Here is a 17,778-nt window from a genome sequence, read left to right on the forward strand (position 1 = left end):
CGCGTTGAAGCGCGCGCCGCACCGGCAGGGCGTACCGCTCGCGTGGCGCATGTGTGTCTTATCGCCCAAGTCGGCAAGGTCGTGCCCGGCCGCATAGGTCGAAAGTCCATGGAGTGTGGCCGGCGTCTCGATTAGGATCGGGACGCCGGCCACGATGGGGATCGTCCGCGAAGCCGGCCCGGTCACACCAGCCGGCACCTATGGAAGGCGAGCGGACCCGTTCGGTCCGTACCTGCGGCGTTCGCGGCCGCACCGACGAGGCATATGGAACCATGCGCAAAATCGAGTTTTCGTTGAGCAAGACGTTACTGAGCCTGATCCTCGCCACGGCCTGCGCCGCGGCGATCGCCTCCGACACGCCCGCGCCGTTCGATGCGACGGCGGTGCTGGAGCAGCAGAAGCTGATCCGCGGCGACATCGACGCCGGTCGCGGCAACTACGGCAAATTGAATGCGGCCACGCGCCAGGAGCTGCGTTCGCGCCAGGACCGTCTGAGCAAGCTGCTCGACGGCCGCCGCTACGAAGACCTCAGCGCCGGCGATCGCGAGCAGGCCCATCAGGACCTGAGCTGGATCCAGTCGGCCGGGGCGGACAAGGTCGAAGACCGGGTCACCTGCGAACGCGTGCGCGCGATCGGCAGCAACCGCGTCGAGCGCGTGTGCAAGAGCGCATCGCAGCGTCGCGACGAGCAGAAGAACCGCGTCGATCCCAAGCTCGACACGCCCGGCGTTCGCAACTGAGGCCAAGCGCAGCCGCGCGGGCAAGGCCCGCGCGGCGTCCGATGCACCTGATGGATTTCGACGGGCCGGCTTCAGCAGCGCCGGCCACTGACGGCGATCAATCGCAGCAACGGCAAGGCTCGCCGTTGCCCGGGCTCCAGCCCGGCAGGCCGCCGCAGCGGTCCTGGCAGACTTTGATGCTGCACAGCGCCTTGTCCGGCGGGGCCGAACCCGCGGCCTGCACGCCGAATCCGAATCCGAAAGCGGCCAACGCGAACGCGGCCAGATAGCCGTAAGACTTGCGTTTCATGCGCGATCCTCCTGTCGTGGCGAGATTTCCGACCGCCGCGCGATCGACGAGGTGCGATCGGTTGGGCGCGGTCGCCGGCGCGCGGGCAGGGGCCCGCGTCGGCGGCACTGTAGGTCCGCCGAGTCGGCCGAACTGTCCAGCGCGTCACCAAAGCCGCGCCGGGTGACAGTTGTAACGATGCGGCGCGTACAGGCCGATGATGGCAAATGTTCGCGGCCTGCATCGGCGCGCGCGCATTCAGCCGCCACGGCATCCTCTACACTGACCGCTCGATCGCAGCACGAGCGCAGTCGCATGACGTTTCCGTTCCGTTCCTGGCATCCGTTCGCCTTCGCGTTGGCCGTCAGCGTGCTCGCCGCGGCCGGTTGCGCCAGCGCGCCGCCGCACAATCCGCTGGCGCAGTGGCATCCCTCGCCGAACTACAACGAACGCCACGCGCAGCTGATCGTGCTGCACCACACCCAGCAGGACAGCGTCGAGCGCTCGCTGTTGACCTTGCGCACGCGCAACTCGCAAGGGCAGGTCAGCGCGCACTATCTGATCGGCGAGGACGGCCGCATCTATCAGCTGGTCGCCGAAGACCAGCGCGCCTGGCACGCCGGCGCCGGCCGCTGGGGCGATATCTGGGATTTGAATTCGACGTCCATCGGCATCGAGATCGACAACGACGGCAGCGAGCCGTTCGCCGAGCCGCAAATTCGCAGCCTGCTGAAGCTGCTCGGCGACATCACCACGCGGCTGGGCATTCCGCGTTACATGATCGTCGCCCACGGCGACATCGCGCCCACGCGCAAGACCGATCCCAGCGTGCTGTTCCCGTGGGCGCGTCTGGCGCAGGCCGGTTTCGGCCTGTGGCCGCGCGACGACCGGCCCTCGCCGCCGCCGGGATTCGACGCCTGGGCGGCGCTGCGTCTGGTCGGTTACGACCTGCGCGAACCCGGCGCGGCCCTGGCCGCGTTCCATCGTCACTTCCGCGGCAACGAAGCGCGCGAATGGCAGCCGGGCGATGCGGAGATCCTCTACGATCTGCAACGGCAATTGATGGCGCTGCCCGAAGGCGCGCCGACGCCGCCGGCCGCGCCGCCGTTGCGCTGAGTCAGGCCGCCGCTTCGTACGGCATCGCCGTGCGCGCGTCGCGCAGCGCCCAGGCCCACCAGCTCAGGCGCGAAAGCGTGGTGGTCATGGCCTGATGCGCGGCCTGCGGCTCGCGCAATTCGCCGTCGGCGCCGAACTGGCGCCCGGCATGGACCAGGTTGACGCAGTCGCGCAAGGTCACCGCATGCAGTTCGCCGTACACCTGGCGCAATTGCTCGATCGCGCGCAGGCCGCCGGAACTGGCGCCGTAGCTGACGAACGCCACCGGCTTGGCGCGCCAGGGTTCGTAGCACGCGTCGATCAAGGCCTTGAGCGCGGCCGTATAGCCGTGGTTGTACTCGGGCGTGATCACCAGGAACGCATCGGCCGCGTGCAGGCGTTCGCGCAGTTGCTGCAATTGCGCTTCGTCGCCTCGGTCGATGCGGCCCGACAGCGGCCAGTCGAGCGGATCGATGCGGTCGATCTCGAAACCGCCGTGGCGCGCGACGCGGCGCCGCGCCCATTCGGCGACCACGTCGCAGAAGCGGCCTTCGCGCGCGCTGCCAAGGATCAGCGCGAGCCGTAGGGAAGAGGTCATGGCGATCACTCGCAGATGAAGAAGCCGGCAGGCTACGACCTCAAGCAAGATTGAGGTCAAGCCAACCCCGCCCGCGCGGGCGGCATCGGCGCGCGATCGCGATCGTGTTATCCGCCAGGCATCCGAGCGGGCCGCCGAAGCGGCCCGCATCGCCGAACGCTCAGGCCGCGTCCGGCTTGCGCCGCAGCTTGTAGATCACCGCGCCGACCAGCAGCGCGACCGCGCCGGCGATCAGATTCTTCGCGCTGGCGCTGGCCAACAAGCCCAGCGACAGCACGATCGCGGCGACCGGAATCAGCGGGCCGCCGGGCAGGTGCAAGGCGCCTTCGCGTTCGCGATGGCGCTTTTGCAGCACCAGCACCGACACCGCGGTGCCGATGTAGGTGCACAGGCGCGCGACCACCGACAACAGCGCCAGTTGCTGGAACGAGCCGGTCAGCGCCAGCGCCAGCGCGATCACGCCGATGACCAGCACCGCCCGCGCCGGCGTGTGGAAGCGCGGATGGATCGCGCCGAGCGCGCGCGGGCCGTAGCCGTCCTGCGACAAGGCCAGCAGATAGCGCGGCCCCATCATCACCGTGTTGCTGTTGGTGCCCAGGATCGAGATCGCCGCGCCGATGGTCAGCACCAGCGCCAGACCGGTGCCGCTGAAGTGGGCGGCGGCTTCGGCCAAAGGACTGGACGATGTCGCGATGTCGGGCAGCGTCCCCAGCGCGACGAGCTGCACGGTGAAGTAAATAATCGTGACCAAGGTGATCATGGTCAGCAACGCGAACGGCACGTCGCGGCGCGGATTGCGGTATTCGCCCGCGGCCGCCGGCAGATTCTCGAACCCGGCATAGGCGAACAGCAGCAGCAACGCGGCCTCGCCGAGATTTTCCATCTTCAGCGGCGCGTCGGAATGCAGCAGCGAGGGATCGAAGTAGAACGCGCCGACGGCGACGAACAACACCAGCGGCACCAGCTTGCCGATCGCCAGCGCCACGCCGGCGCGCGCCGCGGTGCGCACGCCCAGAACGTTGATCAGCACCAGCAGGCCGAGGGAACCGGCGACCACGAACAACCGCGCCGGCCCGCCCTTGGCCGCCGGCCAGAACAGCGCCACCGCTTCGGCCAGGCCGTTGCTCAGCGAGGCGGCGGTGGAGATGCGCGTGACCAGCAGCATCCAGCCCACTTCGAAACCGGCGAACGGGCCGAAGGCTTCGCGTGCGTACAGATAGCCGCCGCCGGGCTGGTCGAAATAACTCGCGGCCTGGGCGTAGCACAGCACCAGCAGCGCGACCGCGAAGCCGGCCAGCAGTACCGCCCACAGGCTGGACGGGCCGAGCAGCAGCGCGGCGGTCGCCGGCAACAGGTAGATGCCGCTGCCGATGACGTCGTTGATCGACAGGCCGACGATCTGCCAACGGCTGACCGCGCGCACGGTATTGGGATGATCGGCCGGGGTTTCGGGACGGGAGGACGGAACGGACGCGCGCGACGGCGTCGGCTGGCTCGGCGGCTGGCTCAAAAGGTGGTTCCCCTCGCTCGATGGCGTGCGGCGCGCTGCGCCGCTGTGATCGCACCATAGGCCGAGTCGGCGGCGGGTTTCAATCCGCAGCGCGGCATGGCGATATGAGCCGGGCGTGGGCGTGGCGGCGAGGGCGGTGGTGCGGGCGGTGGCGAGGCGAGTGCGCGCGGCGGTTCGGCGCGGATGCGCGCGACGGCGATCGAGGCGTTCGATCGTTGCGAGCCGCGCGTTCGCCACGTCGTGGCTTCGGCATCGCCTCGCGCGCGGCGCGAACGCGGGGCTAGCGTTCCTCGACGACGCGAACAACCACGGCCCATCGAGAAACCACTTCGCAGCGCTGTGTACGTAAACGTTTTGTTGTGTTCAGCCGCACACGCGGCCGCGCAATGCGCGCAAACGAGCCCTGGTTCACGCTTTCGCGCTGTTCAGGCCGCGCGGCTAACGCAAGTCGGCGCGCACCGGGTTAAGGAAACGTAGCGGACGCCGGCGCGGCATCCGTTTGCGTTCATGCCGGTGACCGCAGTGTGCAGCGCGTGCCGTCGCTTCCCCTGGCACGCGTAACCGGCGAGCGGCCGGGCGATCCCGGTGTTCCCCCGCACCGCGTCCGCCGCCGCCGCGACTGGCAGTCCGGCCGCCGTTCGTCCCCCGCGAACCCGGCCCATTCCTGGAGGTAACCGCTCTGATGAAGATCGACATCCGCAACGCGCTGTACGTAACGGCCGCCGTGGCCACGCTTTCGCTTGCCGCCTGCGCGAGCAAGGGCGGGACCACCGACGCGCCGGCCGCGTCCACCGCGCCACCGGCGACCGACGCCGCACCCGCGGACACCGCCGCGCCGCCGTCCAACGGCGGCGGTTCCGGCGGCTGAGGCCAGCCAAGGCGGCGCGAGGATCGGGCCAGCGCTCGTTCCTCGCGCCGCTGTCGTCGCATCACACGGGCGGCCACGGGGCCGCCCGTCGCTTATCCGTCCTGGCGCGTCTTCGCGGCCGCCGACGCTGAACGAAGCGCGTCGCCGCCTGAACGCGCCGGTCGCCTACGTGAACGCCACGCCGCCGCCCTGACCTGTGGCGCTGGCGTAGCGGGCGCGCCGCCCTAAAATCGCGGCTCATGAACGCGCGTCCGCCCCGTCCCGCCCTGCGCATCGCCGCCGCCCTCGTGCTGCTGGCGCTGAGCGCCGGTGCGCAAGCGCGCACCGTGTATCGCTGCGTGCGCGACGGCACCGTCAGCCTGGCGACCGCGCCGGAGCCCGGTTCGCGCTGCACGCCGAAAGAGATCGACGACAACGCGGTCAAGCTGCCCAATCTGTGGGGCGAAATGGGCGTGATCAACGGAAATCTGTACGAGCGCCAGCAGGACGGCAAGACCGTCTACAGCACGCGCAAGCTGCCCGGCTCGGTGCGGTTGATGGGCTTCACCGTGGAAACCCCACCGGGCGAACCGGCGCATCCGGGCCTGGGCAAGGTCGGCAAGCCGCAACTGGACAAATTCCCCGCGCAGTTCCGCAGCGCGGCCAAGGCCAACGGCCTGGACGATGCGTGGCTGCGCGCGATCGCGCACGCCGAAAGCGGCTTCGACGCCAAGGCGGTGTCGAACAAGGGCGCGCAAGGGGTGATGCAGTTGATGCCGGACACGGCGAAGGAATACGGCGTCGCCGATCCGTTCTCCTCGGCCGAATCGATCAGCGCCGGCGCGCGCCATATCAAGTCGCTGATGCGCCGCTATCACAACGACCTGACCCTGGTCGCGGCCGCGTACAACGCCGGCATCGGCACGGTCGCGCGCTACGGCGGCGTGCCGCCGTATCGGGAAACGCAGGAATACATCGCCAAGGTGCAGGCGCTGCATCAGCGCTATCAGCTTGCGTTGGGGACGCGTGGACCTGCGCTGCGCGCGGCTCAGTGAAGCAGGAACGAGTGGGAGGAGCGAGTGGAGAGGAGTGAGTAGAGCGGGGCGCTGTTGTCTTGTCCGAAACAAAAAAAGCGGGCCGAAGCCCGCTTTTTTATTGGTTGGTGGAAGGCGTTGGCCGAAGCGCGTTATTCGCCGCGATTCACTCCTCACTCCTCTCAACTCATTCCCGCTTCAAATCGGCGTCAACCGCAACAACCGCGCACTGGTCCCGTCTTCCAGCAGCCAGACATCGCCATTCGGCCCTTGCTCGACTTCGCGAATGCGCTTGCCCATCGGATAGCGCTCGGCTTCGGCGGCGGTGTTGCCGTTGAAGCGCACCCGCACCAGCGCCTGCGAAGCCAGGCCGCCGATCAGGCCGCTGCCGCTCCAGTTGGGGAAGCGCGTGCCGGAGTAAATGACGAAGCCGGCCGGCGCGATCACCGGGGTCCACCACGCTTCGGGCGCGTTGAGATCCGGGCGCGTGCTGTGGCGCGGGATCGGCGTGCCGTCGTAGTGATCGCCCTGCGACACCAGCGGCCAACCATAGTTGGAGCCGCGTTCGATCAGGTTGAGTTCGTCGCCGCCCTTCGGCCCCATCTCGTGGATCCACAGCTTGTTCTGCGCATCGAACGCGATGCCGAGCAGATTGCGGTGGCCGTAGGACCACACCGTCGCGGCGACGCCGCCGCGGCTGTAGAAGGGATTGTCGCTGGGCACGCTGCCGTCGTCGTTGAGCCGGATCACCTTGCCCAGCGGCGAATTCAGATCCTGCGCCGGATCGAACTTCTGCCGTTCGCTGGAGGTGATCCACAGCTTGCGGTCGGGACCGAAGGCGAGGCGATGGCCGTAGTGATTGCTGCCGCTGACCTTGGGCTGGCGCCACAGCACCTGCAGATTGCTCAGCGAACCGCCGCTGCTGGTGAGGGTGAGCTTGGCGCGCGCGACGGTGGCGCCGGCGGTGCCGCTGGTGCTGCCTCTCTCGGCGTAGCTGATGTAGATCAGGCCGTTGCTGGCATAGGACGGATGCAGGATCACATCGCCGAAACCGCCCTGGCCGCCGTAGGCCACCGCCGGCACGCCGGTGATGGTCTGCGCGGTGCCGCCGATGGTCAGCACCTTGAGCACACCGCGTTTTTCGGTGACCAACAAGCGGCCGTTGGGCAGGAAGGTCATCGCCCACGGTTCGTTGAAGCGCGCGACTTCGGTCGCGGTGAACGGATTGGCCTTGGCGGCCTGCGTGGTTGCGGCATCGTCGCGCGCTTGCGCCGCCGGCGCGGCGAACGCGGCCAGCAGCGCGCTGGAATACAGCAGGGAGAGCGTCGAGCGTTTCATTGCGGTTCTCCGGCTTGAGCATGGGGGTGAAGCCGGGCCGAGAGTGCCATCGAAGCCGAAGCGTTCTTGCGACCGGCTCGGCAGTTCGCGGCGCACGGGCGTGCACCGCCCGCGATCTTCAACCGCGATCACGCGCGCAATGAGGCTTGCGCGCTAGGAAATCGTAAGCATGCGAGATCGCGCCGCGAACGCGGCCACATCGATGCTGCACTGGCATCACGCCATCTATGCCGTTGCGCTAAGCGAATGCGGCCAACGAATCGAACGGCAGGATTTCCGCGCCGATGGTGTTGGCGAGCATGCGCGCTTCGGCCTGGGTGAGCACTTCGCGATCGCCGTCGATCACCACCAGGATGCGGCCGGCCTGGATATGCGCGTCGAACTTGCGCCGGATCGGATCGGGCAGGGACGAGCCCACCAGCGCCGAGGCCCAGCAGCCGACCATCGCGCCTGCGATGGTCGCCGCGGCGGCGCCAGCGATGGTCAGGCCGATCGGCGCGATCACCACCGCGAGCAATCCGGCCAACAGGCCGGCGGCGCCGCCGTAACCGGCGCCGCGCACCGCGGCCGGCATGAGGTCGGTGTCGGCTTCGCGGCGTTCGTTGGGAATCGATTCGAGTTCGATGTCCGCACGCGCGATCAGAAGAATGTCGTTGTCGTGCACGCCGGCCTCGCGCGCGGCGTCCATCGCCGCTTGCGCAGTGGCCAGATCGGGGGTGCTGAACACATGGCGGGTTTTCATGCTTGCTCTCCGCGCGCGGCCGCCGTGGGCGCCGTCGAACAGCGCCGTTCGCACCGGACGGGCACGACGGCTGATGCCAGCCCGGGCCATGTATGTCCAGCGTCCGCCCGAGCGGGTTAGTGCCGGGTGAACGGCGCGAAACTTGTCGCGACCAGCGGCGCCGGCGCGCGGACAGAGCAGGAATTCGGCAGCTGAACCGACTGCGCGCGGCGTCGCGTCGCCGGCCCGATTTTCGCCGCGACCGGGTTTGCGCCATGGCCGCCAGGAATGAAGAACGTCACTGGACGCGGCCGGTTTCGCGCCGCATCCTGCGTCAGCCACCGCTGCCGGAGTCCGCCATGTTGCCGAGCGCCGAAGTCTTCTGCCCGTATTGCGGCGAACCGATCGAACTGGTCATCGACGACTCCGCCGGCGATCAGCGTTATATCGAAGACTGCCAGGTCTGCTGCCGCCCGATCGTGGTCGCGGTCAGCCTGGACGAGGACGGCGAACCGCGCGTGGATGTGTTCGGCGAGGACGAGGCATGAGGTGTGCGCGCGTGCATTTTTCAGCGCTCGTGTTGACCGTGTTCGCCTGCGCGTTCGCGGCCCACGCCGCGTCCACCGCACCCGCGGGCTCCAGCGTCCAGCAATGGAGCCCGCCGCGCATCGCCAGCGAGATCGGCGCGCTGCTGTCGCCGGACGGGCATTCGATGCTGTTCTCGCGCGGTCCCAAGGACCAGCAGTCGGGCGAACTGTTCCTGTGGCGCGACGGCCGCGACGACGCCAGTTGGCCGCCGCGTTGCCCGCGGCCGCGCTGAGGCCGCGGACGATGCCGGTCAAACCGCGCGCCGCCGCGGCGTCAGGCGGCGAGGGCGAGGTCTTGCGCGTGCGCGCGCTCAATCGCGCCCTGCTCGCGCGGCAGTCCTTGCTCGAACGCAGCGTGCAATCGCCGCTGCAGATGATCGAGCGCTTGATCGGGCTGCAGGCACAGGCGCCGAACCCGCCGTACCTTGGGCTGTGGACGCGCCTGCAAGAATTTTCGCTGGACGATTTGTCGCAGGCCATGCACGAGCGCCGGATCGTGCGCGCGACGATGATGCGCGGCACCTTGCATCTGGTCAGCGCGGACGACTACCGCGCCTTGCGTCCGGTGCTGCAGCCGGTGCTGCGGCGTCTGTCGATGCAAAGCGCGCACGCCAAGGCCCTCGACGGACTCGATCTGGCGACGGTGCGCCGGGCCGGCGCCGACGCCTTGCGCGAGCAGCCGCTCAGCGCGACCGCGCTGGGCGCGGCCCTGAGCGCGCATTGGCCGGCGCACGACAGCAACGAACTCGCGCTGTTGGTGCGCAGCGTCGAGCCGCTCGTGCACGTGCCGCCGGCCGGAATCTGGGATTCGCACAAGGCCGCCAGCTTCGCGACCGCGCAGGACTGGCTCGGCGCGGCCATCGCCGAGGAAGCCGACGATGCCGCGATCGAGGCGATGCTGCTGCGTTACCTGGGCGCGTTCGGCCCGGCCAGCGCGCGCGACGCCAGCGTGTGGTCGGGGCTGACCGCGACGCGCCAGCATCTGCAGCGGCTGCGTCCGCGATTGCGTGTGTTCCGCGATGAAGACGGCACCGAGCTGTTCGATCTGCCCGATGCGCCGCGCCCGCACGAAGACACGCCGGCGCCGCCGCGGCTGTTGCCGGAATTCGACAACGTGCTGCTGGCGCATGCGCAGCGGGCGCGGATTCTGCCCGAATCGCGGCGCGCATCGGTGTTCACCCGCAACGGGCTGGTCGCCGCGACCGTGCTGATCGACGGTTTCGTCGGCGGCGTGTGGAAATTGCAGCGCGAGGCCGCGCTGGCGACCTTGACGATCGCCCCGTTCAAGCGCCTGAGCGCGGCCGACCGCGCCGCGTTGGAAACCGAGGCCGAAGATTGCCTAAGCGTGGCCGCGCCGGAGCAGACGCGGCGCGAGGTGCGGTTCGCGGCGGTGCGCAAGTAACCGCGGTCGCAATCCGGTCAACCGGGCTTTCGAAACCGGCCGCCGCGGCGCGGCGGGCGCCGTTGACCGGCGCATTCGTAAAGGTTGTGTTGCGTTCAGCGAATTCGCGCCGACCGCGCGCTGTGCAATTACCGGCGCAGGTCACGTTTTGCGGCCTGTCCGCGCCCAAGTGGCCGCCGGCCTAACGCGTGCGCGCCGCGCTGTGGTTAAGCGAACGTAGCTTTAACACCCGCGCGCTCCGTTTCGTTCACAAGCGCGAGGGCAAGGTTGGGGCCGTGCGGTAAGCCCCACTGCGCGAACAAGCCGAACCAGTCCCAGGTAACGCAACCGCGCGGCTCAGCACATTCATTCCAGGAGAACCGACATGAATTTCAAGCATAAGTCCCGCAAGCCGATGATCCTCGCGATGGCTCTGGCCGCCACCTTGTCGGCGCCGCTCGCCTTCGCGCAATCGGCCGGCGAACAGGCGCCGCCGAGCAGCGACGCCGCGACCGCGGCCAGCGCGGCGCAGGACACCGGCGCGGCCACCGCCGCGCAGCCGGCGGCGGCTCCGCAGAAGAAGAGCTGGTCCGACGTGGACGGCGACAAGGACGGCAATCTGAGCAAGACCGAGGCCGCCGCGGTACCGGCGCTGGGTCAGGTGTTCGATCAGGCCGATTCCGACGCCAACGGTTCGCTGACGCCGGACGAATACAAGAATTACGTCGCCAAGGTCCAATCCAACGGTGGCGGCAAGAAGGGCGGCTGATTCCGGCCGCGCCCTTGGGGTGCAGGAGTTCCTGCGTTGTGTGAAGGGCGGCTTCGGCCGCCCTTTTTTTGTCCGCGCGCGCGGCAATGCGGGATAATGCCGGCATGAGCGCTTCCCCCATCCGCATGGTCGGCTTCGACGCCGACGACACCCTCTGGCGCAGCCAGGATTATTTCGACCAGGCCCAGCTCGATTTCGAGCGCATCGTCGGCGCCTACGTCGATCTGCACGACTCGCGCCTGCACGAGCGCCTGTACGCCATCGAGAAAAGCAACATCGGCGTGTTCGGCTACGGCGTCAAAGGCATGACCTTGTCGATGATCGAGGCGGCGGTGGAGATCACCGGCCAGCGCATCAGCGCGGCCGATCTGCATCGCATCGTCGAGCTGGGCAAGGACTTGCTGCGCCATCCGGTGGAGATCCTGCCGGGCATTCCCGAAGCGGTGGCGGATATCGCGGCCGAGTTCGAGGTGGTGCTGATCACCAAGGGCGATCTGTTCCATCAGGAAGCCAAGGTCAGGCAGTGCGGGCTGGCCAACCTGTTCCGGCGCATCGAGATCGTCAGCGAGAAGGACGTGGAAACCTACGCGCGCCTGCTGCGCGAGTTCGATCTGCCGGCGTCGCAGTTCGTCATGGTCGGCAATTCGTTGCGCTCGGACATCGCGCCGGTGCTGGCGCTGGGCGGCTGGGGCATTCATGTCCCGTATCACACCACCTGGGCGCACGAAAACGAGGCGGACATCGCCGCCGACGCGCCGCGCCTGCGCCGGGTCGAGCAGGCGGCGCAGCTGCCGCGGACGGTGCGCGAGCTGGCCGCGATCGCGGCGAACTGAACGGCCGCTCACGCGATCCGGCGGCGGCGACGCCCGGGCGGAATCATTAAAAACCGGTTCACTGTCGCGGGCTCACAGTCGCACCGTGCCTGCCGACGATGCAGGCGTCCCAGGAGCCCCGCCATGACCGCTTTCTCTCGCTGGCTTGCACCCGTCGTACTCGCCGCCGGTTTCGGCGCGGTGGCGACGGCGTTGCCCGCGCCGGCCCGTGCCGACGATCAGCTGGCCCGCGTGATCGTCGATATCGCCGACGTGATCGTGCGCAACAACACCCCCTATTACCGTTACGGCAACTACGGCTACGCCGACCGCCTGGTCGTGGTCCGCGACCGCTGGGGCCGCCCGACCTATTACCGCAACGTCCCGCGCTACGTCGATTACCGCTACCGCCCGGCGCCGCCGCCGCGTTATTACGGCTACAACCGCTACGACAACAATCGCGGCTATTACGACCGCGACTGCAACCGCCACGGCAAGTGCCGCACCACGTACTACGACGCCCGCTACGACAATCGTTACGACAACCGTTACGACAATCGCTACTACGACCGCCGTGACGGACGCGGTCACGGCAACGGCCGCGGTAACGGCCATTGGCGCCACGACGATTGATCCAGGTCTCTGATCGGGGCGATTGATTCACGCCGGTGATCCGTGCGCCGGCTGAGCTGTTCCGGCCGTCACCCTCGCCCCCGCGACGGCGCCCCATGGCGCCGTCGCCGTTTCGGTCGGCGCGTTCGACCGAAGCGTTGGGCCGGCGATGCCGCTGCCACTGTCGGAGCCGACAGGCGCCGCGGTCATCGCGCGGTGGTAGCCTGCGCTTGCGTTGCTGCCGCCGTTCGCGGCAGCGTTCCCATAATTGTGAGCTCAGATCCCGTGAGGTTCGCCATGCGCATCGATAGCGAAGGTTCCGCCATCCATACCGTTTCCCGCCGCCGCGCGCCGCGCGCGCTGCTCGCGGCGCTGCTGCTGGCGGCGATCGCGGTACCGGGCGCGGCGTCGGCGCACGGCACCATCACCTGCAAGCTCAAGTTCTCCATGTCCGGCTGGTCGGTGTTCTACAAGACCTCCTCCGGCCGCGGCACCATCAGCTGCAGTAACGGCCAGAGCATGGCGGTGAAGATCAGCGCCAAGGGCGGCGGCCTGACCGTGGGCAAGTCGCGCATCGACCACGGCACCGGCGAGTTCTCCGGCGTGCACGGCATCAGCGACACCCTCGGCAATTACGCCACCGCCGAAGCGCATGCCGGCGCGTCCAGGTCGAGCAAGGCCCAGGTCATGACCAAGGGCGAGGTCTCGCTGGCCTTGGCCGGCACCGGCCAGGGTTGGGATCTGGGCGTGGCCTTCGGCAAGTTCACGATTTCGCGCTGACGCGGCGCGCTCGGTGGCTGCCGGATGAACGCGCGCGCGCCCCGCGGTTTGATCCGGGCGCATCGCCCCCGATCTAGTGAGTTGAGTCGATAGCCACCGCCCGCTGCGCGATCGCAGACGCCATGGGACCGACGGTCCGAGGGAGCCCGCCATGACCGACAAACTCAAGACCCGTTTCTTCGCCCTGACCGCGTCCATCGCGGCCTTGCTGGGTGCGTCCGCGCACGCGCAGGATCTGCCGGCGGGTTGGGACCCGCGCAGCGGCGACGGCTGGGTGGATGCGTGGTTGGGCGACATCAGCCGCTATGGCGCGCGTTATCGCGAACCGTTCGTGGACGAGATGGTGCGTTACTACGGCGCGCCGCGCGAATTGGTCAGCGATCTGCTCGACCGCCGCCGCTGGACGCCAGGCGATGTCTACTACGCCTGCGCGATCGCCCAGGTGCTGGGCCGTCCCTGCCGCTACGTGGTGGACGAATGGGACCGCGATCATGTCGAAGGCTGGGGCGGGGTGGCGCTGCGGCTCGGGGTGAAGCCCGGTTCGAGCGAGTTCCACAAGCTCAAGCGCGGCTTCGTGCCGACCTACGACCGCTGGGGCCGGCCGATCGTCATCGACAGCGAATTGCGCCGCGATTTTCCCAATCGCCCGTATCGCGATTACGCCGATGCCGCGCCGGCCAAGAGCAAGGCCGGCAAGGGCGGCGGCGAAAAAGCCCATGGCGGCAAGGACAAGGCCAAGCCGGCGAACCGCGGCCACGGCAAGGCGCCGGGGCAGGGCTGAGCGTTGCGCCACTTGATGTGAATCCGAACGACGGCGGCCGCGAGGCCGCCGCTTTCGTTGGTGCGTATCGTCGCCGCGAAGCTTCGCCCATCCAGGTGGCGCCGGCAGGCCTTTCGGCGGCTATCATCGGCCCATGAACGACTCGTCCTCTTCCGCCAACCCCGTCCCGATCGAGATCGTCGGCGAGGTGCGCATCGTCGATTTCCATCCGCGCTGGCGCGAGGATTTCGCTCGCCTCAACATCGAATGGCTGGAACGCTGGTTCAAGGTCGAACCGGTCGATCGCGAAGTGCTCGGCGATCCGCAGACCCATCTGCTCGACGGCGGCGGCCGGGTGCTGTTCGCGGTGGACGACAGCGATCGCGTGCTCGGCACGGTCGCCCTGCTGCGTTACGACGACGGCTTGGTCGAGCTGACCAAGATGGCGGTGGAACCGGCGCTGCGCGGCGGCGGCATCGGCCGCAAGCTGATGCGCGGGGCGATCGAAGCGTTCGTGCAGATGGGCGGGCGCGAGCTGTTCCTGGAGTCGAGCAAGAAACTCGGGCCGGCGCTGAAACTGTACGAAAGCGTGGGCTTCCGCCATCACCCGGCGCCGCGGCCGGGCTCGCATTATCAGCGCGCCGATGTGTACATGATCTGGGAGCCCGATCCGGCGGCGTGATCACCGGTTGATGGAACCCCGATTGAGCCTCTCTCCCGCTTGCCACCCAAGGTGACTGCCTTCGGGGCGCGGGGGGAGCGGACGTTGCTTGCGAGCCACTGGCTCACACGTCCGCGAACGCCCAAACGCTATGCGTTTGGGCCGGGGTGGGGTTGGGTTGAAGGTGCGCGGGCCGGCGCGGAATCCAGGCAACAGCATTCGCGCCTGCGGCGCTCATCCCTCACCCCAGCCCTCTCCCGCAAGCGGGAGAGGGAGCATGAGAGGGAGACGGAGCGGGAGAGGGAGCGCGAGAGGGAGGTCTAAGCGACCACTTCGTCTTCCTGCCGCTGCTGCAGATCCCACATCTGCGCATACACCCCGTCCATCGCCAGCAACTGGCTGTGGGTGCCGCGTTCGAGGATGCGGCCGGCGTCCATCACCAGGATCTGGTCCGCATCCATCACCGTCGATAGGCGATGCGCGATCACCAGGGTCGTGCGGCCCACCGCGAGCCGGTCCAGTTCGTCCTGGATCGCGCGTTCGGACTTGGAATCCAGGGCCGAGGTGGCTTCGTCGAAGATCAGGATCGACGGGTTCTTGAGCAACGCGCGCGCGATCGCCACGCGCTGCTTCTCGCCGCCCGACAGCTTGAGGCCGCGCTCGCCGACCGGGGTTTCGTAACCGTCGGGCAGGCCGACGATGAAGTCGTGGATGTGCGCGGCGCGCGCGGCCGTTTCGACGTCGGCGTCCTGCGCTTCGGGCCGGCCGTAACGGATGTTGTAGCCGATGGTGTCGTTGAACAGCACCGTGTCCTGCGGAACGATGCCGATCGCGCCGCGCAGCGAGGATTGCGTCAGCGCGCGCAGATCGCGGCCGTCGATCTCGATCGCGCCGCTGTCGATGTCGTAGAAGCGATACAGCAACCGCGCCAGCGTCGATTTGCCCGAGCCCGAGTGGCCGACCACCGCGACGGTGGCGCCGGCGGGAATCTCGAAATCGATGCCGCGCAGGATTTCGCGGCGGGTGTCGTAGCTGAAGCGCACATCGCGGAAGGCCACGCTGGGCTGCGCCGCGGTCAGCGTCTGCGCGTCGGGCGCATCGCGCACGTCCTGGCGTTCGTCGAGCAGGCCGAACAACCGCTCCATGTTGGTCAGGGCCTGCTTCACTTCGCGGTACATCATGCCGAGCATGAACAACGGCGCCGACAGCTGCAGCAGGTACGCGTTGACCAGGACCAGGTCGCCGACCGTCATCGTGCCCTCGACCACGCCGTGCGCGGCCAGCCACATCATCGCCGTCACGCCCAGCGCGACCACCAGGCTCTGGCCGAGATTGAGCACCGCCAGGGTCTTGATCGACATCACCATGGAATTTTCCACATGGCGCAGGTTGTCGTCGTAGCGGCGCGCTTCGTGCTCTTCGTTGTTGAAGTACTTGACCGTCTCGTAGTTGAGCAGCGAATCCACCGCGCGCTCGTTGGAGCGGGTGTCGGCCTCGACCAGCGCGCGGTAATAACGCGTGCGCCACTCGGTCACCGAGAACGTCCATGCGCCGTAGAGCACCAGGGTGCCGATCGCGACGGCGGCGAAGCGCCAGTCGTAGATCCACACCAGCACCGTGGTCACCATCGCCACTTCCAGCAAGACCGGGATGATGGTGTAGATGGTCCAGTCCAGCAGTTCGGCGATCGAGCTGCCGCCACGCTCGACATCGCGGGCGACGCCGCCGGTGCGGCGGGCGAGATGGAATTTCAGGCTCAGTCCGTGCAGATGCTTGAACACTTGCAAGGTCACCTGGCGCGAGGTGCGCGCCATGACCCGCGCGAACACCACCTGGCGCAGTTCGGTGAACAAGGTCACGCCGATGCGCGCGATGCCGTACGACAGCAGCAGGCCGACCGGCAACAGCAGCGGGGTCACCGGCACGTTGAGGCGGTCGATCAGATGCTTGAGCGCCAGCGGCACGTACAGATTGATCAGCTTGGCCGCGAGCACCATCGCCAGCGCCAGCGCGATCCGGCCCACATAGGGCCGCAGGTACGGCAGCAGCGAGGCGATCACCGACCATTCGCTGCGCCGCTCGCTGGCGCGCGCGACCGGCGCGGCGCCGTCGGTGGGGTGGTCGGCGGCGGGCGTCTCGACGGGCGGGATGGCGGTCATGCGGTCCTTGGCGGGCGGTGGCGGCTGAGGATAGAACCTCAAGCGCGCTTGCGGTCAAGCCGAAGGCGGCGCGACTGCGGGATCGCGCTCGAAAAGCGCGGGCGAGGCGTGGCATCCTGGGTGCGGCCGCGTGTCGCCGCAAGGCGCCGTGCCTGTACGATCCCGCCGCGCCGGCATGGCCGCCGGGCTAACGATGGAACCAGCCGCAGTCGATCAGCCGTATCCGAGCAAGGAGCAATGCAGGCATGACAGCCGTGAAAGGCGGATTCGCCGCCGTGATGTCCGTGGTGACGCTGTGGGTCGGCGCCGTCGTCGCCGCGCCGCAGCAGATGCGCCCGCCCGGCGACTTCGAGGTCTTTCCCGATCCGGCCGCGCAGCCGAAGGAACCGTCGCTCAGCGCCTGTTTCCTGCTGTTCGACGTCAACGGCGGCGAAGTCCGGCGTTCGCCCGCGCAAGGCTGCGCGCGCCGGGTCGCGCCGGGAGAGACCTTCGAGATCGCCGCGAACCTGGCCGGACTGGACGCGGGTGTGGTGCGCGGCAACGCGGCGACCCGCGGCGCGCAGAACCTCGAAGCGGCCCTGGGCTATGCGCCGCCGGGCGACGCGCGCGAACAGGTGCAGAACCTGGGTGCCGGCCGCATGGGCGAGTACCTGAGCCGATTCACCTACGGCAACGCCGACACCCGCAGCGGCGGCGAGTACTGGAACGGCGGTTCGCTGGAGATTTCGCCCAGCGAGCAGATGCACTTCCTGAGCCGCCTGTTCCGCAACGAATTGCCGGCCAGCCGTCAGGCCATGACCGAAGTGCAGGCCATGCTGGGCCAGCCGCCGGAAGTGATGGTCGGCCGCAACGGCGTGGCGATCGTGCGCGTCCCGCGGATCGGCGACACCTCGGTGATCGGCAAGAGCGCTTCGCTGGTGGTCGGCAATGAAGCGATCAGTTGGCAGGTCGGCCAGATCGACCGCGGCAGCCGCCGCTTCGTCTTCGTCAGCTGCGTGACCGGGCCGCGCAGTCTGCCGCGCAATGCCGCGGCGGTGCTGGCGGCGGCCGAGTTGCGCAACGGCGGGGCGCTCTAACTCAATTGCGCGCGAACGGCGGCGCGGACG

20 protein-coding genes are annotated in these 17,778 nt (G+C 68.7%); 14 read left to right on the forward strand and 6 right to left on the reverse strand.

The annotated features are described in order from the left end of the window. The first annotated feature begins 293 nt into the window (after positions 1-293). Entirely contained in the window at positions 294-740 is a 447-nt protein-coding gene (locus J7J50_RS20455) for a hypothetical protein (RefSeq protein ID WP_215057087.1), read from the forward strand. Between the two features lie 97 nt (positions 741-837). Here J7J50_RS20455 and J7J50_RS20460 read toward each other — a convergent pair whose 3' ends face one another. Further along, entirely contained in the window at positions 838-1,029 is a 192-nt protein-coding gene (locus J7J50_RS20460; protein WP_215057086.1) for a hypothetical protein, read from the reverse strand. 294 nt (positions 1,030-1,323) lie between these two features. Here J7J50_RS20460 and J7J50_RS20465 point away from each other — a divergent pair, with 294 nt between their 5' ends. Further along, positions 1,324-2,124 carry an N-acetylmuramoyl-L-alanine amidase gene (locus tag J7J50_RS20465; protein WP_215057085.1) on the forward strand — a complete coding sequence of 267 codons (801 nt, stop codon included), beginning with the start codon at positions 1,324-1,326 and terminating at the stop codon, positions 2,122-2,124. A 1-nt stretch (position 2,125) separates the two neighbouring features. Here J7J50_RS20465 and J7J50_RS20470 read toward each other — a convergent pair whose 3' ends face one another. Together J7J50_RS20470 and J7J50_RS20475 are read right to left on the reverse strand one after the other, a co-directional pair. Next, positions 2,126-2,701 (reverse strand): NAD(P)H-dependent oxidoreductase, encoded by a 576-nt coding sequence (locus J7J50_RS20470; protein ID WP_215057084.1) that lies wholly within the window; start codon positions 2,699-2,701, stop codon positions 2,126-2,128. 160 nt (positions 2,702-2,861) lie between these two features. Beyond that, entirely contained in the window at positions 2,862-4,124 is a 1,263-nt protein-coding gene (locus tag J7J50_RS20475) for an APC family permease (RefSeq protein ID WP_215057208.1), read from the reverse strand. A 769-nt stretch (positions 4,125-4,893) separates the two neighbouring features. On the opposite strand from J7J50_RS20475, the gene J7J50_RS20480 reads away from it, so the two are divergent. Both J7J50_RS20480 and J7J50_RS20485 read left to right on the forward strand, forming a co-directional pair. Then, positions 4,894-5,079, forward strand: coding sequence for a hypothetical protein (locus J7J50_RS20480; protein WP_215057083.1), 186 nt, complete (start codon positions 4,894-4,896; stop codon positions 5,077-5,079). Between the two features lie 239 nt (positions 5,080-5,318). Then, the gene (locus J7J50_RS20485; RefSeq protein WP_215057082.1) at positions 5,319-6,113 is read left to right on the forward strand and encodes a lytic transglycosylase domain-containing protein; all 795 of its coding nucleotides are present in this window, start codon (positions 5,319-5,321) and stop codon (positions 6,111-6,113) included. Between the two features lie 177 nt (positions 6,114-6,290). On the opposite strand, the gene J7J50_RS20490 is transcribed toward J7J50_RS20485, so the two are convergent. Both J7J50_RS20490 and J7J50_RS20495 read right to left on the reverse strand, forming a co-directional pair. After that, positions 6,291-7,430: a PQQ-dependent sugar dehydrogenase gene (locus J7J50_RS20490; protein ID WP_215057081.1), complete on the reverse strand. Its 1,140-nt coding sequence runs from the start codon at positions 7,428-7,430 to the stop codon at positions 6,291-6,293. 238 nt (positions 7,431-7,668) lie between these two features. After that, on the reverse strand, positions 7,669-8,172 hold the full coding sequence (locus J7J50_RS20495; protein ID WP_215057080.1) for a hypothetical protein: 504 nt from the start codon (positions 8,170-8,172) through the stop codon (positions 7,669-7,671). Between the two features lie 338 nt (positions 8,173-8,510). On the opposite strand from J7J50_RS20495, the gene J7J50_RS20500 reads away from it, so the two are divergent. The 9 genes from J7J50_RS20500 (at position 8,511) to J7J50_RS20540 (ending at position 14,534) form a co-directional block, all read left to right on the forward strand. Next, positions 8,511-8,699 (forward strand): CPXCG motif-containing cysteine-rich protein, encoded by a 189-nt coding sequence (locus tag J7J50_RS20500; protein ID WP_215057207.1) that lies wholly within the window; start codon positions 8,511-8,513, stop codon positions 8,697-8,699. Positions 8,700-8,710: 11 nt separating this feature from the next. Beyond that, positions 8,711-8,971, forward strand: a complete 261-nt coding sequence (locus J7J50_RS20505; protein ID WP_215057079.1) for a hypothetical protein — start codon at positions 8,711-8,713, stop codon at positions 8,969-8,971. Between the two features lie 11 nt (positions 8,972-8,982). Then, complete coding sequence (locus J7J50_RS20510; protein WP_215057078.1) at positions 8,983-10,140, forward strand: winged helix DNA-binding domain-containing protein; 1,158 nt, start codon at positions 8,983-8,985, stop codon at positions 10,138-10,140. A 364-nt stretch (positions 10,141-10,504) separates the two neighbouring features. Continuing rightward, a complete protein-coding gene (locus J7J50_RS20515; protein WP_215057077.1) occupies positions 10,505-10,888 on the forward strand; it encodes an EF-hand domain-containing protein in 384 nt (127 codons plus the stop codon). A gap of 104 nt (positions 10,889-10,992) precedes the next feature. After that, the gene (locus J7J50_RS20520) at positions 10,993-11,721 is read left to right on the forward strand and encodes an HAD family hydrolase (RefSeq protein WP_251044057.1); all 729 of its coding nucleotides are present in this window, start codon (positions 10,993-10,995) and stop codon (positions 11,719-11,721) included. Positions 11,722-11,844: 123 nt separating this feature from the next. Then, positions 11,845-12,333: a hypothetical protein gene (locus J7J50_RS20525; protein ID WP_215057075.1), complete on the forward strand. Its 489-nt coding sequence runs from the start codon at positions 11,845-11,847 to the stop codon at positions 12,331-12,333. A 276-nt stretch (positions 12,334-12,609) separates the two neighbouring features. Further along, positions 12,610-13,092 (forward strand): hypothetical protein, encoded by a 483-nt coding sequence (locus J7J50_RS20530; protein WP_251044059.1) that lies wholly within the window; start codon positions 12,610-12,612, stop codon positions 13,090-13,092. A 151-nt stretch (positions 13,093-13,243) separates the two neighbouring features. After that, positions 13,244-13,873 (forward strand): hypothetical protein, encoded by a 630-nt coding sequence (locus tag J7J50_RS20535; RefSeq protein ID WP_215057074.1) that lies wholly within the window; start codon positions 13,244-13,246, stop codon positions 13,871-13,873. Between the two features lie 133 nt (positions 13,874-14,006). Then, positions 14,007-14,534, forward strand: coding sequence for a GNAT family N-acetyltransferase (locus J7J50_RS20540; RefSeq protein WP_215057073.1), 528 nt, complete (start codon positions 14,007-14,009; stop codon positions 14,532-14,534). A 299-nt stretch (positions 14,535-14,833) separates the two neighbouring features. On the opposite strand, the gene J7J50_RS20545 is transcribed toward J7J50_RS20540, so the two are convergent. Next, complete coding sequence (locus tag J7J50_RS20545) at positions 14,834-16,672, reverse strand: ABC transporter ATP-binding protein/permease (RefSeq protein ID WP_215057072.1); 1,839 nt, start codon at positions 16,670-16,672, stop codon at positions 14,834-14,836. 245 nt (positions 16,673-16,917) lie between these two features. Here J7J50_RS20545 and J7J50_RS20550 point away from each other — a divergent pair, with 245 nt between their 5' ends. Continuing rightward, entirely contained in the window at positions 16,918-17,748 is an 831-nt protein-coding gene (locus J7J50_RS20550) for a penicillin-binding transpeptidase domain-containing protein (protein WP_215057071.1), read from the forward strand. Positions 17,749-17,778 lie beyond the last annotated feature (30 nt).

The organism is Lysobacter sp. ISL-50, assembly GCF_018612875.1.
Classification (GTDB): Bacteria; Pseudomonadota; Gammaproteobacteria; order Xanthomonadales; family Xanthomonadaceae; genus Lysobacter.